General features: G+C 39.8%; 16 protein-coding genes and 1 riboswitch. Of the genes, 3 read left to right on the plus strand and 13 right to left on the minus strand.

Features of this window, described 5'->3' with window-relative positions; all coding sequences use genetic code 11:
• Positions 1–151: 151 nt before the first annotated feature.
• Both AA0Y26_RS13150 and AA0Y26_RS13155 read right to left on the minus strand, forming a co-directional pair.
• On the minus strand, positions 152–1363 hold the full coding sequence (locus AA0Y26_RS13150; RefSeq protein WP_413362359.1) for a DUF4179 domain-containing protein: 1212 nt from the start codon (positions 1361–1363) through the stop codon (positions 152–154).
• On the minus strand, positions 1347–1874 hold the full coding sequence (locus tag AA0Y26_RS13155; protein ID WP_413362361.1) for an RNA polymerase sigma factor: 528 nt from the start codon (positions 1872–1874) through the stop codon (positions 1347–1349). The genes AA0Y26_RS13150 and AA0Y26_RS13155 overlap by 17 nt, the downstream gene beginning before the upstream one ends.
• Before the next feature lie 635 nt (positions 1875–2509).
• Here AA0Y26_RS13155 and AA0Y26_RS13160 point away from each other — a divergent pair.
• On the plus strand, positions 2510–3397 hold the full coding sequence (locus tag AA0Y26_RS13160) for a DMT family transporter (RefSeq protein ID WP_413362363.1): 888 nt from the start codon (positions 2510–2512) through the stop codon (positions 3395–3397).
• 174 nt (positions 3398–3571) lie between these two features.
• On the opposite strand, the gene AA0Y26_RS13165 is transcribed toward AA0Y26_RS13160, so the two are convergent.
• From AA0Y26_RS13165 to AA0Y26_RS13215, 11 genes are all read right to left on the minus strand, one after another.
• Entirely contained in the window at positions 3572–3823 is a 252-nt protein-coding gene (locus tag AA0Y26_RS13165; protein WP_413362365.1) for a hypothetical protein, read from the minus strand.
• The gene (locus tag AA0Y26_RS13170; protein WP_413368195.1) at positions 3810–4319 is read right to left on the minus strand and encodes an RNA polymerase sigma factor; all 510 of its coding nucleotides are present in this window, start codon (positions 4317–4319) and stop codon (positions 3810–3812) included. The genes AA0Y26_RS13165 and AA0Y26_RS13170 overlap by 14 nt, the downstream gene beginning before the upstream one ends.
• A 7-nt stretch (positions 4320–4326) precedes the next feature.
• The gene (locus tag AA0Y26_RS13175; RefSeq protein WP_413362367.1) at positions 4327–4707 is read right to left on the minus strand and encodes a group-specific protein; all 381 of its coding nucleotides are present in this window, start codon (positions 4705–4707) and stop codon (positions 4327–4329) included.
• Positions 4708–4819: 112 nt separating this feature from the next.
• Positions 4820–5287 (minus strand): HXXEE domain-containing protein, encoded by a 468-nt coding sequence (locus AA0Y26_RS13180; RefSeq protein WP_413362369.1) that lies wholly within the window; start codon positions 5285–5287, stop codon positions 4820–4822.
• 183 nt (positions 5288–5470) lie between these two features.
• A complete protein-coding gene (locus AA0Y26_RS13185; protein ID WP_413362371.1) occupies positions 5471–6058 on the minus strand; it encodes a dienelactone hydrolase family protein in 588 nt (195 codons plus the stop codon).
• 174 nt (positions 6059–6232) lie between these two features.
• Positions 6233–7165: an ABC transporter substrate-binding protein gene (locus AA0Y26_RS13190; protein WP_413362373.1), complete on the minus strand. Its 933-nt coding sequence runs from the start codon at positions 7163–7165 to the stop codon at positions 6233–6235.
• Between the two features lie 23 nt (positions 7166–7188).
• A complete protein-coding gene (locus AA0Y26_RS13195; RefSeq protein ID WP_413362375.1) occupies positions 7189–7722 on the minus strand; it encodes a hypothetical protein in 534 nt (177 codons plus the stop codon).
• Entirely contained in the window at positions 7709–8707 is a 999-nt protein-coding gene (gene nrdF, locus AA0Y26_RS13200) for a class 1b ribonucleoside-diphosphate reductase subunit beta (protein ID WP_413362377.1), read from the minus strand. Before nrdF ends, AA0Y26_RS13195 begins: the two co-directional genes overlap by 14 nt.
• Positions 8695–10788, minus strand: a complete 2094-nt coding sequence (nrdE, locus tag AA0Y26_RS13205) for a class 1b ribonucleoside-diphosphate reductase subunit alpha (protein WP_413362379.1) — start codon at positions 10786–10788, stop codon at positions 8695–8697. The genes nrdF and nrdE overlap by 13 nt, the downstream gene beginning before the upstream one ends.
• Positions 10788–11153, minus strand: coding sequence for a class Ib ribonucleoside-diphosphate reductase assembly flavoprotein NrdI (gene nrdI / locus AA0Y26_RS13210; protein WP_413362381.1), 366 nt, complete (start codon positions 11151–11153; stop codon positions 10788–10790). Before nrdI ends, nrdE begins: the two co-directional genes overlap by 1 nt.
• Positions 11150–11374: a glutaredoxin family protein gene (locus AA0Y26_RS13215; protein WP_413362383.1), complete on the minus strand. Its 225-nt coding sequence runs from the start codon at positions 11372–11374 to the stop codon at positions 11150–11152. The genes nrdI and AA0Y26_RS13215 overlap by 4 nt, the downstream gene beginning before the upstream one ends.
• Before the next feature lie 276 nt (positions 11375–11650).
• Positions 11651–11832: riboswitch (cobalamin riboswitch) on the minus strand.
• A gap of 164 nt (positions 11833–11996) precedes the next feature.
• Here AA0Y26_RS13215 and AA0Y26_RS13220 point away from each other — a divergent pair.
• Together AA0Y26_RS13220 and AA0Y26_RS13225 are read left to right on the plus strand one after the other, a co-directional pair.
• A complete protein-coding gene (locus tag AA0Y26_RS13220) occupies positions 11997–13460 on the plus strand; it encodes a bifunctional metallophosphatase/5'-nucleotidase (protein ID WP_413362385.1) in 1464 nt (487 codons plus the stop codon).
• A gap of 581 nt (positions 13461–14041) precedes the next feature.
• Positions 14042–14188, plus strand: coding sequence for a hypothetical protein (locus AA0Y26_RS13225; protein ID WP_413368383.1), 147 nt, complete (start codon positions 14042–14044; stop codon positions 14186–14188).
• The last annotated feature ends 37 nt before the right edge of the window (positions 14189–14225 follow it).

A 14225-nucleotide genomic window follows, 5' to 3' on the forward strand; every position in this document is an offset into this window, starting at 1 on the left:
GCATCATTGGCTGTAGCCAAACTCAGAGAAATTTGAGAATGGTCTACAGTCTTTCTCTATATTAAAAAGCTACAAAGCGCCCTGTAAGGTCGAACTTACAGGGCGCTTCGTCAATACGCTGAGACGCGATATGATATACATAGCATTTTTCTTATTTTATTGGGATGTTAATCATTTTTGTGTAAATTTTATCGTAATAAATACTTTCGACATACAGCTTTTGCACTTCATCTGTCGTGTTAAATAGCAACGTACGCTCTTTGTTCTCAGTTCCCTCATTGTAGCTTTCCGTACCTATTAGTGGTGTAAATCCATTTTTTGTTTCAACGGACACTTGATCAAACATTACGTCGTAACTAGAGGAAATACGTATTTTAGTTTTCCCATCTGCAACTTGAACAGATAAAACTTCGAGCGTGACTGGTCCTAGCGAATATGTTCCTACTTGAGTCGGAATGGATTGTTTTACATGTTCCTTCCCATTAAACTGGCGAATTTCAATCATTAAGTTTTTAAGATTACTTGGGAGGGCTGCATAGTCGATTTCAAATTTATAGCTTGAACCAGTTGAGCTTTGCATTCCTGAGCCTAGTGCAGTTAACTCTTTCCCATCTGCTACTAATATGATTTTCGATAAATCATAGGAAATATTGCGGTCTGTTTTCTCCTGTAGCGTTCCCTCTATTCGTGTTGTTCCTTTTGTGGCATAAAGCGCTTTAAATTTTAATGAACCAAAATCATAAGTGAATGTTTCATTTAGTTGTTTTTTAATTGTCGTTGGAACAGCTTTATTTGCTTCATATGGGAATTCTACCGCATAGTGTTTATCTTGATAATTAAAATGGAACGTTAATTTTTTCGCAAATGCATTTACACTTTCAAATGTTTGCACACCTTTATTTACGGATCTATCAAATACCCCGCTTTTTGGAGAAGCAGATGTAAAAAAACCTTTTATCTCATAAAAATTTATTTCTTCAAAAAAAGTTTCCCCCACCCCGGCAATGGAATAGTAAACCTCAAATTGATTACGGTCCGACATAACCCCTTCAATCGTTAAAACTGAGCCGTCATCAAGATTAATCGATTTATTTATTTGCTGACCGTAGCCCTCCTGATAGAGCTGTTGAATTGTTTTACTCATTAACTCCTCATAGCCTAACAAAGTTTTCCCGTAAAATGCCAGCGCCGAGTAATTCAACGAAGCAAATGCCAGGCATAAAACGGCCACTGCGAGAAGCCAGGGTGTCACTCGCTTCTTTCTCGATGGAACTTCTGCTAATTTGCTTCGTAATCGTGCTTCAAAGTCAGCTGGTGCTTGCAATTTTTCGATTTCTCTCCGATTTTCATCGAGCTCCTTCATCGGTTTTCCCTCCTAAGGTTTTGCGTAAAATTTTTAATGCATGAAATACACGTGATTTCGCCGTACTGACCGGCACATTCGTAAGCTCAGCAATTGTTTCATAGTCATAATCGAGTAAATATTTCATTTGCACCGCTTCTCTTTGAACCGGACTAAGTGAAATAAGTAATTCGTTAAACGTAAGTTCTTCCGTTGCAAGCATCGTTGTATTATCAATTATTGAAGCAGACTCCTTCTCGTCTAAAAATACTACTTTATTTCTTTTTCTAAGTAACGAGCGACATTCGTTTACTAAAATCGTTTTGCTCCAAGAGTAAAAGGATTCTGGTTTTTGCAGCATTTCAATTTTTTCATATAAAATCACAATCATATTCTCAATCGCATCCATCGCATCATGCTCATTTTTCACATATGTATAGGCAAGTCGGTAATAATCATCCTTTGCCGCCAGCACGAGTTGCATAAGCGCCTCTTTATCCCCTTGCCTCGCTTTTTTTACAAGCCTTTTCACTTACTTCACCTCTTTTTCTATTAATTAGAGTATTTAGACCTTCAAAAAGTTTAAAGAAAATGAAAAATTAAATGTTTTTTCGGCTTTTTATATGAGATTATTCCATAAATTACCTTTTTCAAGAGTATGGATGGATTCTATTAATCCAGGCATTACAAGCCAGTGGTAGTAGATACACTACCTCTCAAATGACATATTATTACTCCTTTTGATCAAGTAAATTTTGAAGGGATAATACTTTTCATCGAAGCTGTCGTAACAATGACTATGTTTCCTTTCACAAGATTAATGAAAATGTTCGTATAAAAATATCAAAAGGTTCATTTTCATTACTTTATACAACTAGCCTTGTTCTTAGACCACCTTCGACTCCCTTATATCATCTCTCTCAATTGTAATCTACAACAAGAAAAACAGGTCCTATTGATCCGCACAATTGATTTAGCAACAAGAAGATAAAGTTGACCCTAAAAGTTAGATGAATAATATAAACACCTTCCAAGATCTGATTCCGGTTTTGTAACAGGCTCAGGTCTTTTATTTTGCCTCCAGACGCTACCTTTCTTATTATTCAAAAAAATATATTCATTTTTCTTTTAGATTTGTTATATTGATAGAGATAGGAGGATTGCAAAGTGAATATAGCAGCTATGTTGAAACTAAGCATTTCAATGGCCATTTTTGGTTCCATTGGTTTTTTCACAATACATACAGGTATCCCGGCAGTTGAGCTTGTATTCGTACGGTGCATCTGTGCCACTCTTTTTCTCGGCAGTATGTGGTTAGCTACCGGTGGACATAAAACAGAGAAATGGGAGAAACGTGAAGTCGGCAAGACATTGCTTTGCGGGATCTTTATCGTACTGAATTGGGTATTTCTTTTTAAAGCCTTCGAAGAGATGTCGATCTCCATCGCGATTTCCATCTACAATTTAGCTCCTATTTTTGTCCTCATATTAGGAGCCGTTCTTTTGGCAGAGAAAATGTCGGTTGGCGCAATCCTTGCAACAGTTGTTTGCTTTATCGGCAGTATTTTTATTGTAGGTATCGATAATTTTACGTCTGTAGAGGATTTTGTGGGTTCTGGTTTTATATGGGCAATACTTTCGGCCATCTGTTATGCGCTGACAATGTTTATAAGTAAAACAATTAACGGATTGTCTTCGTATGCTCTTACTTTTATCCAGACGACTGTCGGCATTTTTATGTTGGCACCCTTCTGTGATTTCAGCGTATTCAATGGACTGACAACGTCTAATTGGCTCTATATCGCAGGAACAGGTCTTATTCATACCGGTTTTGTTTATTATCTGTTCTTTGATAGTATCCGTAATCTAACAACGATTGTTGTTTCCGTACTTGTATTCGTCGATCCAGTTGTGGCAATTCTGCTGGATGTCATATTATTGTCGTTCCGCCCTTCCCTGCTTCAAATATTCGGAATTCTGCTGATCTTCGGAGCGATTATCTACACCATTTACCAGCCTTCTAAAAAGAGCGTTATAGTAGAAGAACAAGGATAGCTTCACTCAAAAAGAGCTGTTCGATAAACAAAACTTATCGAACAGCCCCTCTATTTCAATATTCCATTTCTAAACATAATGAACCATTCTTATTATTGGTCAATCGATACAGCATGGTCTTTGTAAAAGAACTGCCTTACCATTGCTTTTAGAGCCCTCTGCTCATCGCATAGATTAGGACAAAAGCGCCTGGAAAACGGCAATACAAACCGCTCCTGCCACCGGTATAATTTTAAAAGCCAGGTGGCCTCCTGCAGAAGCAGTCACCTCTGCCAATGGATCTTTTGCTGGGGAAGCGAGGTAGGCAAGGAAGCTGTCCCATTTATTACGCTTTCGATGGCAAGCCAGCTCTTGCGGAACATCAACTCTATAGTCATCCAACCGCTTTCTCAACTGCTCTTCTTTTTGGAATTCATCCTTCAGCATAATAATCTCCCTTCAACTGTTCTTTTAAGCTCTTCATTGCAGCATGCATCCTTGATTTGACGGTCCCGACCGGAATGGATAGTATATGAGCGATTTCATCCTGAGGTAAATCATGATAATAAGCGAGCAAAATAACAGCACGCTGTTTTTCAGGTAAGGCGGCAATCGCCTGTTGGATTGTCATTTTTTCCTCCGTAGAAAACCGAGTTACTTCTGTAGGAATGAGAAATGGCAGCAGCGTTCGCCATTTTTTACGTCTGTTTAGTTTATTAAGAAGCAACCGGTAGCCGATTTGGAATACATATGATTTGACCGTCCCTTTATTGCAGTTGAAATTGATGGATGTTTTTTGCAGTACTTCAAAAGTATCGTGGACAGTATCGATACTGAGCTGCTCCTCACGTGTGTAGCGGAACAGGAAGCTATATAATGACTCATACAGCCTTTCATATAGGATGGCAAAAGCCTCCTGGTTACCTTGCTGATAGGCTGCCATCCATTCTTCATTGCTTTTCATCCTGCTTTCCTCCCAAGTGAGCATTAACGGACTTGAGCGTCAGCGACACACGCGAAACGAGATAACACACCGTCACAATAACCCATGCCTGCGACTGGTTCGTAAAAAACTGAACAAACGGGTTATCAATCGTCTTCCCGAACGTTAACAGCATGTTCAATGCCTGCACGCAAATAATCGTATAGATTGCTACAACAAGCGTTAGTGTGTCAAATACATTCCATCGTAGAAAGATAGTTGTTTTCTTATAATTAATTTTACGATTTTCACGTACTATGTACTTCCTTTCAAAGGGAACAGCAATAGCCAATAACACTGAAATCCATACTCCCATCACTCCTAATGAAACAATCCACCCTATCTCCATCCTTATCACCTATCCTTCGAATGCCTGTCAATGATTCTATATCCAGATGCATCCTATATTTACTTTCATTAACTATACAAATGAAAAGATGAAAAGGTTCATTTTATTTCTGTTATTTTTTCCCCACTTTAAATAGTAATGGTATCAACGACAGAATAACTACCCCTACTACGAGTGTAGAAAGGAGTATCTCCGATGGTAAGACAATATTCTCTCCTTGCATGCGATACAGAATAAAGACATTAACAGGGATATTCAGCAGAAGCCCTGTAGCTAGGCCCGGAGCATACTGCTTCATACTAAGCGCAGCAATGAGATGTGGAAAGATTGCATTTACAATCATCGATCCTAAAAAGCCGACAAATATCCATTTCGCTAAATCTACATGAGGCCAGATCATATAGCTGACTGCCGATAAATATGCAAGCCCTGTAATAATCGTTACAGCAAAACGAAACTCTCCTTCTGTCACTGGCTTTTGAAATCTGGATGCTTGCTGTGACCAAGCAGGAAGCCAGATTGCCTCCTCTAGATTATGTAATGTAATAGCGAAACAAAAAAGCACCACGAGAAGTTCCATCTCACTCCCATCCTCCTAACGAGTTCTTTTTTTGCTGAATCTGAAATCATGGAAACTACACCTTCCATTTATTTCAATATACTATAACTAACCCCTTACCAAAACAAAATATTATAGAACCAAAGGGGTTTTACTTAAAATGTAACCTTTAATTCGCCGTAAGAAATGAGGGCAACTACTTTTTTATGTTTGAATGAAAGAGTGAATCAAAGACAGAGCAGCTTTGGATGATTTTTCATGAAAGGCTGGCGCATACGGGTCGGCAAATCCATGGCTGCCATCTATTACATGGACCAAGACGTTCTTCATTGTTAGACTCCCAGCCAATTTTTTTACATCAAAGGATATTTCCTCACCGTAGATAAGGAGTACAGGACATTTTGGTTGTACATACAGGTAATCTCTAATACGTGAGCCATAATATCCAGAAACGGTTGTCACCTCCTCCATACTGCTGCATAACCATGCAACGGTAGCTCCTATACTAAATCCAATAATGTGGATTTCCTCATAATGCTCCCTCTCCTGCCTAATAAGAGAAGAAACTTCTTTAAAAACATCTTCAAAGCCGACATGTTCTATAAAATGAGCGTACGCTGTTTGTTCATTTTCATAAGCGAATGCCTCTTCCTTTTGAATAAAATTTGGACATAACACATCATAACCGAACTCGAAAAAACATCCGGCATAATACCGAATATGACCGTTAAGCCCATATATTTCATGTAATATAATAATCAATTTTTTATTGTTGCCAATCAACTGAAACATGGGCATTCCTCCTATAAAAAACTACCGTTACAGAATAAAACCGTAACGGTAGCCTTTCTTCCAATTATTATGATTCTTTATCAGGCAAGGCAGACAGGAGATTTTTAACGTACTGAAAATTTAATGAAATGGTACTGCCCTAAAACCTTTATATCATTCGATTGATTTTAAAGGTTACTTGAAAAGGTCTGGATATACCGTTTCTGCAACAAGCTGAACGGCCTCTCCAATTCTTGTTGCAGGACGACTTAGAATATCACTGTCCAGTTGGTATACTTCATCATTTTTAACAGCTTGAATTGTATTCCAGCTTGCTCGTGATTTAATCTCTCCAATTGGGTTCTCAATATAGTTAACCGTTGTTATGATCAATTCAGGATTTTTTGTGATTACATCTTCCTCCGCAACACTGAACCAGCCTGTTTGATCAGCAAAAATATTGTCTATACCGGCCGCATCTAGAATTTCATTTTGGAAGGTTTCTGAAGCAGTTGTCCAAATATCCGGAGCTGGAGAGATTTCTAGATAAACTTTTTTCTTCTGTTCTACTGTTGCTGTTTTTTCCTGAACATCCTCAATCTGTGTCTGAATGTCTTCGATTATTTCATCTGCAATGTCTGCCTTGCCTACCACATCACCAAGTTGCTCGATGTCCCCGTATACATCTTCAAATGTAGCAGCGGATTTGATTACAAACACCTGTAATCCAGCGTCTTCCAGCTGTGTAACTTGTGCTTCATCACCACTTGTATAGGCAATAACTACATCCGGATTTAATTCAACAATTCGCTCGGCATTGATTGTCGTAGAATCTGAGACCCGCTCAATGTCATTCGCTGCTTCTGGATATGTATCAAAATCTGTAGCACCTATAATTTTATCGCCGACACCTAATGAAAATAGTATCTCTGTATTACTTGGCTGAAGGGAAACAATTGTTTCAGGTGTTTTCTCGAATGTGATTTCCTTGCCGCGGTCATCGACAACTGTGTAGGTGCTTGTTTCTTTCTCCTGAACATCGTCCCCCGTTTTTTTCTCATCATTTGTTTGGTCACTATTGCAGGCAGCTAATAAAAGCATTGCTGCTAATGGTGCCGCGTACTTCATTTTGAACTTCATTTTTTTATCCCTCAATCTTTCTTTCCATATGATTTGGATACGAATATAACTTCTTCAATATTCTGCAGTTTATTCACTTCTATTGTAAGCACAAAAAAAACATTGGCGAGCAGTCCTAAAAATTGAAATAGAATTTCCGGTACTTCCCGCTCCTCACTGACTTTATGAAGTGCCCGGTACGATTTTTTTGCTTCACTTCTACAAACATGAAGGGACGAGGCTCCGTGGCTTCCCTGCGGCAGTACAAACTGCTTGATCGCTTCTCCTGCGCGTTCAACAAAATCATCATAAATGCTGTCCAGCCATGCTAAATCTTCAATGGTAATGGACAGCCGCCCACGAACAGAACCATTTACATGATAGGCAAGGGGCTGTATTTGGCGAAGAATAGTCACGATCTCCTCAGTTCCAGTTTCTTGCTCCAGTACAGCAATCGCATGTCCTATTTGAGTCGTCATTGAATCTGTACGGATTTCGTAGTCTACCAGGCAGCTTTTCTCACGCATAAATGGATAGCTTTTATAACGCCAATCATTTTTCTTCATCGCTTTCGATCCCTTCAAAATGACTGAAATTAAATGTATCATCCGTAATTGGGGCAACTTTAGCCACTGCATATGTTGAACCTTTTTGTGAGAAGAAGTCATAAGTAGAGCCTTCGTTCCGGATCCCATTCATAACAATCGGGTTTACTTCCTCTTCCGGGAACATTGCCTCAAAGCCAACATTCATGAGTGCTTTATTAGCATTATAGCGCACATATGCCTTCACCTCGGGACTTAGTCCAGTTTCCGCATACACATCTTCTGTGTAGCGTAATTCATTCTGGTAAAGATCTAATAGAAATTCATAGCCCCATACTTTCAGCTCATCCTGCTTTTCTTGGCTGAATCGCTTGAAAATATTTTGGGCAAAGAATCCTACTGCTACACCATGAATGGATTCATCGCGTAGAATAAGAGATATCACCTCAGCACTGTTTCGTAATACCCCCTGGCCTCCTAAGTAGAGCGGGTAGAAAAAACCTGAATAGAAAAGGAACGATTCAAGCATGACAGAGGCATACATTGCCTTCCATAAGCTTTCCGGGTCATCTTCTTTAATTGATTGGTAAATGTCGCTGATGCGGGATGCTTTATATTGCAGGAACTCATTCTTTTTTACCCACTCAAAAATCTCATCGATTTCGGCATTTTTACAAAGCGTCGTAAAAATATAAGAGTACGATTTTGCATGAATTGCTTCAAAGGCTGCAAATACCGTAAGTACTGCCTTTTCCTGCAGATCAGGAGCAAACTTGGCAATTTCATTCATTCCGACATTAGTTTGTAGAGTGTCCAGCAGCGTTAGACCGCCAAACACTTTCTTATACGTATCTTGATGTTCGAATGTCTGCCACTGGCTAATATCTTTACTGACGGCAATTTCCTCAGGAAACCAGATTTGCTTCCATTGCTGATCCCAAAACACCTTTGCCAGCTCCGATGTCGGGGCATTCCAATTGACTGCTTCATAAGCTAAATTTGACATGCTACACACTCCTCTAAAGATTGCAGACGCTGCCGCACATAATAAACCGATTTAATGCCTTTCATCCAGGCATAGATATACACTTTCGCGAGCTGCTCAGTCGTCCATTGATCCGTTACATACAAGGTCATAGAAATTCCTTGGTCTACATGCTTTTGCGCAGCGGCGTAGACATCGATCAATTCATAAGGATTCACCTCATATGCTTCCGTATACAGATGCTTATTATCATTATTCATAAACGGCATCGGATAGATTGTTCGACTGTCTGCATAATCTCTGATTTCTACTCGCTCTGTACAAGGTGCCATAGAAGCGGTGCTGTTACGGATATAGGAAATACTGCCTGTCGGAGCAATCGCCAAACGGTATGCATGATAAAGACCATGCTCCATTACTTCCGCTTTCAATTCGTTCCACATCTGTGCAGTAATGAGCGGTACAGAACCTAGAGCGTTTGTTACTTTAGAAGAGTGAGAGGTTACTTTTTTATCAGTATACTGATTAAAATACTCGCCATTAGCATATTCACTATCAGCAAAACGGTGGAAAGTCTGCCCCTTCTCTTTGGCAATTTCCATCGAAGAGCGCAGCGAATAGTAATTCACAGCCTCCATAAAGGCATCTATAAAGGCAATGGAATCTTGTGAACCATAAGGAATACCTTCTTGTACAAGGTGTCCATGAAGATTCATAACACCAAGGCCAATTGAATGCATTAGCCGGTTCGCCTTTGCAACAGATGGTACATTTCGAATATAAGTCATTGTTGAAACATTCGTTAATAAGCGGATGGAAGTGTCTATTAGCTGCCCAAAGTCATTCACCTTGGTAGCCTTATGAATATCAAGCGAACCAAGATTGCAAGACACATCTAGTCCATATTCATTAGGCTGATCTTGATCCGTAATAACACTTGTCTCCTGCACTTGAAGGATTTCTGTACAAAGATTTGACATCTTCACCCGGCCAATTCTCTTTAAAGGATGCGCCTTGTTTACATTATCATCAAAAATTTCAAATGGATAACCGGATTCAAATTGCGCTTTTTTTATTTCTGTATAGAGCTTTCGGGCATTAAGTCGCTTAATCTTACGGATATTTGGATTATCGAGCAATTCATAATACATTTCACTCATCGACAGCTCGGACATACGTTTTCCATATTCTTTGAAAATATCATATGGGCTGAAGAGAACAACATCCTTATCACGCTTCATTAACTCAAAGAAAATACCCGGAATAATAATGCCTGTTGATAGAGTTGCCAGACGGATCTTATCATCAGCATTCGGTTTTTTAGAGGAGATGAAATTTTCAATATCCCCATGGAAAATATTCAAATAAGCGACACCTGAACCGTTTCGCTGTCCTAATTGATTTGAATATAAGAATGAGTTTTCGAGCAGCTTCGCTACCGGAATGACACCGCTTGCTTTGTTTAAAATTCCTTTGATAGGATCACCTAGCGGGCGAACATCTGTAAGGTTTACTCCTACACCTCCCCCAAGGCGTGACAGTTCCAGACAATAGCCGATATTCTCCGCAATGCTGTTCATTGTATCGTCCATTGTCAGCTTGAAGCAGCTAACGAGTTCGCCTCTTGCCTTCTTCCCGCTATTCAGGGCAGTCGGTGTAGCAGGCTGGTACGCTTCCATCATCGCTTCTACAGCCTGTTCCGCTAATGTTTCATCACCCTGCGCCAAATAAAGAGCAATAATAACAATACGGTCTTCATATTTTTCCAGTATTTCCTTGCCGTCTCTGCTCTTCATAGCATAGCCTTCATAAAATTTACTTGCGCTCATAAAGGAAGAGAAACGGAATTTGTAGCTATATGCTTTTTCATACAAACTCTTAATAAATTCAAAATTATATAATTCCAAGAATTCGCTCTCATAATAGCTTTCTTCTATTAAGTATTTTAGCTTGTCCTCCAAATTAATGAAGTGCCGCATTCTTACATTCACGTCTTCAAGGAAATAACTGCGTGTCGCTTCCTTGTCCTTTGCAGTGTCAATACTGCCTGTCGTAGCGTATTGATTCAATACTTCATTGTTCAACTTTAAATATGTTTTCATTACACAACCTCTTTTACTTGTTGATGATAAAACTGGATAATTTTTTCGTAATCCTGGGGGTAGCCTCTTAAATCCAGCTTGCAGACAAGTGGTATTCCATATTCTGCAGCCAATTTATCACCGGCCATCCCGAAAACATGATGACCGAAATTACTATTGCCACTAACGATTACGCCCCTGCAAAATGAATTGTTCTGCTCCATAAAACGGGCCACTTGAAATGGGATATCGCCTAATCCATCTGTATAGGTGAACAGTAAAAAAGGAGTTCTAAGCTGCATTCCATCATTTATCTCAATATTCGGTAAATTGAGTTTAGAAACCACAAAGGATACATTTCCCGTTCTGCTGGCATAGACAATCACTTGCTTATCTGTCCGATTCTTTCCAAAATAGCTGGGACACTTCCAATTAGTTCATCATTCACTTGTAAAATCGGTACTGAGGAAAATCCGGCCTCCGTTACTCTTTGCATAGCTTCTTGATTATGATCTAAATTGACTACTTCTGCCTCTATTCCTGCTTGTACAAGCTCCGATTTGACCCAAAGACACTTTGGGCAGACTGTTTTCGTGTATAACTTCATGAAACTCATCCTTTCTTATTCATTATGCCTCGAGTAATTGTTTTGGGAATGTGAGCTTAACATCACATCCTATCACCACTTGGAGGCTTTTACTTTTAATAGTGCACAGTAGAGGAGCAACGAAAAAGGTGCCTTTATCCGTATTTGCCCCGCTGCTTACATTAGTGGGTATCTTCGGTTGAAACAAGCCGAACATAAAAAAAGCTACCTCCTAAAGAGATAGCTAGAAATGGAAACGTAAAAAACCCGTCTCCATTTCTCAATCCCCGAAGAAATGTAAAGTCGCTTTATTCAGGCAGGTCTCCTGGCTTTGCTTCATTCTTTGATTCCCTTCCCATGCATTAAGCACAGTGGCTACGAATCATCGTCGGCATTCACAGTTGCGGGGACAGCGCCGGAATCTAACCGGACTTCCCTTTTAAACTACATATAGTAGTACCTGGATAAAACTAACACAATATATTGTTTTAAGTAACTGAAGTCAGTATAGCATAGTCCCTTCCGAAATGTAAAATGTAAATTTCACTTTCCCTTCTAACATTAGAAATTTCATGCAAAAAATACAGATTCCATTTTTAAATTCATGCATTATGGTACGATATTCAAAAACGCGGGTGACTTTATGTATCTTACTATTTGCGTTACAAGCGATCTTCACGGGCGGCTGGACCGTTTTCAAAAAATAGCGCAGCACATTGAACAAATAAAGCCTGACATTCTTATCGATAACGGCGATTTTCTGCAAGGAAGTTTAATAACTTATTACTACGACCATGTAAAGCCCGGGCCGCACCCAATGATTGCAATCGCTAATAATCTTGGCTATGATGCAGCCGTCTTTGGGAATCATGAATTCAATTATCCATTAAAAGAAGTAGAATTCATGAGGAAACAATGCGAGTTTCCCTGGATAGCAGCTAACATTGGAAACTTCGCAAAGCCGTATGTCATAAAAGAGATCAAAGGAAAGAGAGTGGCGATCATTGGCATCGTTACACATGTTACCCCTTTTTGGGACGAACATCAATATACAAGTGATCTTCAATTTTCAGAAGCCTTTACAGCTGCACGCGATTGGGTTCAATATGTTAAGAAAAAAGAATATGCAGATGTCGTTATTCTTAGTTACCATGGCGGCTTCACAAACCATCCTAAAACCGGTGCTCCATTTGCAGAGAATGATGGAGAAAACCAAGGAAATCAGCTGCTTGATATTCCGGAGGTCGACATCTTAATCACAGGTCACCAGCACCTGGAAATCTCTTGTATTGTAAATGGAATTCCTGTTATCCAGCCTGGTGCAAACGGCTCTTGTTTCGGCCATATAACATACGGACTTAATGACGAGAAGGCACTCGATGTACAACTACACCATGTTACAGCCATCCCCGAATGCTATCCCAGCGAAGTAAGCAGATGGCTTAAGGAGCGGATCGGTTATACGGAAGTAGACTTTCGTTATGAAGGAATGCTTGCTTCCCGGCTTGAGAATCATGCGTTCGTTGATTTTATGCACGATATCCAGCTAGCGGCTGCTGATGCCCAGTTATCCGTCGTCGAATTATCTTATCACGAATACGGAGGGTTCACTGGTGCTATTACCCATTTTGATGTTTTAAAAAACTTTTCACGTCCAAATACCTTGAAAGTATTAGAGCTCACAGGAGCGGATATTAAGGAAGCACTCGAACAATGCGCGGCTGTGTTTGCAGTGAATGCGGATGGAGATATAGATTTTTCCTTAAATGTACACCCTGACGTGCTAGCTCCCTATGTATACGATTTTTGGGGCGGCCTCGATTATGAGCTATTAATAAGCGATCCAGTTGGATCTCGTGTAAAAAATATGCTCTACGATGGTAAACCTGTTACAAATGATATGACGTTTAAAGTCGTGATGAACAGCTACCGCGCAACAGGTGCCGACTTTCCTATGTTTCGAAATAAGCCCCTGCTGGAAGAAACGAAAGAGATTGTACCCGAGCTCATCATAAAATACATCAAGGATCACCCCCCTTTGTCACACCGGGAGCACGGGCGTTTTCAAGTCACAGCTGGAAGAGCAGAGACTCCCTCCATCTATTAAATCTTCTCATTCCATACATGCTTAAAGCGGGTGTCTGAAAGTCGTAGAAGGACAAGTATATAAACTATATGAGCCATATTCGTAATGGATCTTGCCAATGAAGATACATCTGTCCAGAAAACTTCAACCTATCTGGACTTCAGTGCAAAATAGCTACTTAACTTTATGATAGACATACCTTTTATTATTTAAAAATACATCATTTTCTATTAAAAAGAGAGTGTCTTTTTGACACTCCTAGGCTGAAGACAAATTCAAAGAAATTTGAAATTGTCTTCAGTCTTTTTTCTATTTACAATACATAGTAAGAAATCGTCGATTTCCACTCTAGGCGCTACGCTTACCACGGGCACGGCCTCAGCCTTCTCCCTCGCTGCGCTCCGTCCGGGTGCTTCGGGCCAACAGGATGTTGGTCACAAAGGCGTTGTCACACGATGTGACAACGCCTTTGTTCCTTTCGTCGCACATAAATTCGCTGTTCCCGTTGGTGTCTTCTCGCCTGCCACTTCAATCGACTTGTATCAGCTACTGAAAAAGGGTGGCCCTTCTACATTTCCTACTATTTTGAGGTGATGATAATTATGATGACGAATAACCAAATCAATGAACGCGAACAACTTGAAATGCTGACAATTGAGCAGCTTATACCAAATGACCATCTGGTCCGTAAACTGGATGCTGCCATGAATTTAAAAAAGCTTACCACTTGGACATGGCAAGTTTCCTAATATGAGATGAAAGCGTCTCGTAGAGGCGATTCACAAA

It is taken from the genome of Lysinibacillus canaveralius, from assembly GCF_047301505.1.
In the GTDB taxonomy this organism is placed as follows: domain Bacteria; phylum Bacillota; class Bacilli; order Bacillales_A; family Planococcaceae; genus Lysinibacillus_B.

What these genes read in the sequence shown, in the direction of transcription:
- AA0Y26_RS13165 (WP_413362365.1), bottom strand. Translation starts at nt 3,823, where the DNA reads ATGCTGAAGGATGAATTCCAAAAAGAAGAGCAGTTGAGAAAGCGGTTG.
- AA0Y26_RS13175 (WP_413362367.1), bottom strand. Translation starts at nt 4,707, where the DNA reads ATGGAGATAGGGTGGATTGTTTCATTAGGAGTGATGGGAGTATGGATT.
- AA0Y26_RS13180 (WP_413362369.1), bottom strand. Translation starts at nt 5,287, where the DNA reads ATGGAACTTCTCGTGGTGCTTTTTTGTTTCGCTATTACATTACATAAT.
- AA0Y26_RS13170 (WP_413368195.1), bottom strand. Translation starts at nt 4,319, where the DNA reads ATGGCAGCCTATCAGCAAGGTAACCAGGAGGCTTTTGCCATCCTATAT.
- AA0Y26_RS13215 (WP_413362383.1), bottom strand. Translation starts at nt 11,374, where the DNA reads ATGAAGTTATACACGAAAACAGTCTGCCCAAAGTGTCTTTGGGTCAAA.
- AA0Y26_RS13190 (WP_413362373.1), bottom strand. Translation starts at nt 7,165, where the DNA reads ATGAAGTACGCGGCACCATTAGCAGCAATGCTTTTATTAGCTGCCTGC.
- nrdE (WP_413362379.1), bottom strand. Translation starts at nt 10,788, where the DNA reads ATGAAAACATATTTAAAGTTGAACAATGAAGTATTGAATCAATACGCT.
- AA0Y26_RS13195 (WP_413362375.1), bottom strand. Translation starts at nt 7,722, where the DNA reads ATGAAGAAAAATGATTGGCGTTATAAAAGCTATCCATTTATGCGTGAG.
- AA0Y26_RS13225 (WP_413368383.1), top strand. Translation starts at nt 14,042, where the DNA reads ATGATGACGAATAACCAAATCAATGAACGCGAACAACTTGAAATGCTG.
- AA0Y26_RS13150 (WP_413362359.1), bottom strand. Translation starts at nt 1,363, where the DNA reads ATGAAGGAGCTCGATGAAAATCGGAGAGAAATCGAAAAATTGCAAGCA.
- AA0Y26_RS13185 (WP_413362371.1), bottom strand. Translation starts at nt 6,058, where the DNA reads ATGTTTCAGTTGATTGGCAACAATAAAAAATTGATTATTATATTACAT.
- AA0Y26_RS13220 (WP_413362385.1), top strand. Translation starts at nt 11,997, where the DNA reads ATGTATCTTACTATTTGCGTTACAAGCGATCTTCACGGGCGGCTGGAC.
- nrdF (WP_413362377.1), bottom strand. Translation starts at nt 8,707, where the DNA reads ATGTCAAATTTAGCTTATGAAGCAGTCAATTGGAATGCCCCGACATCG.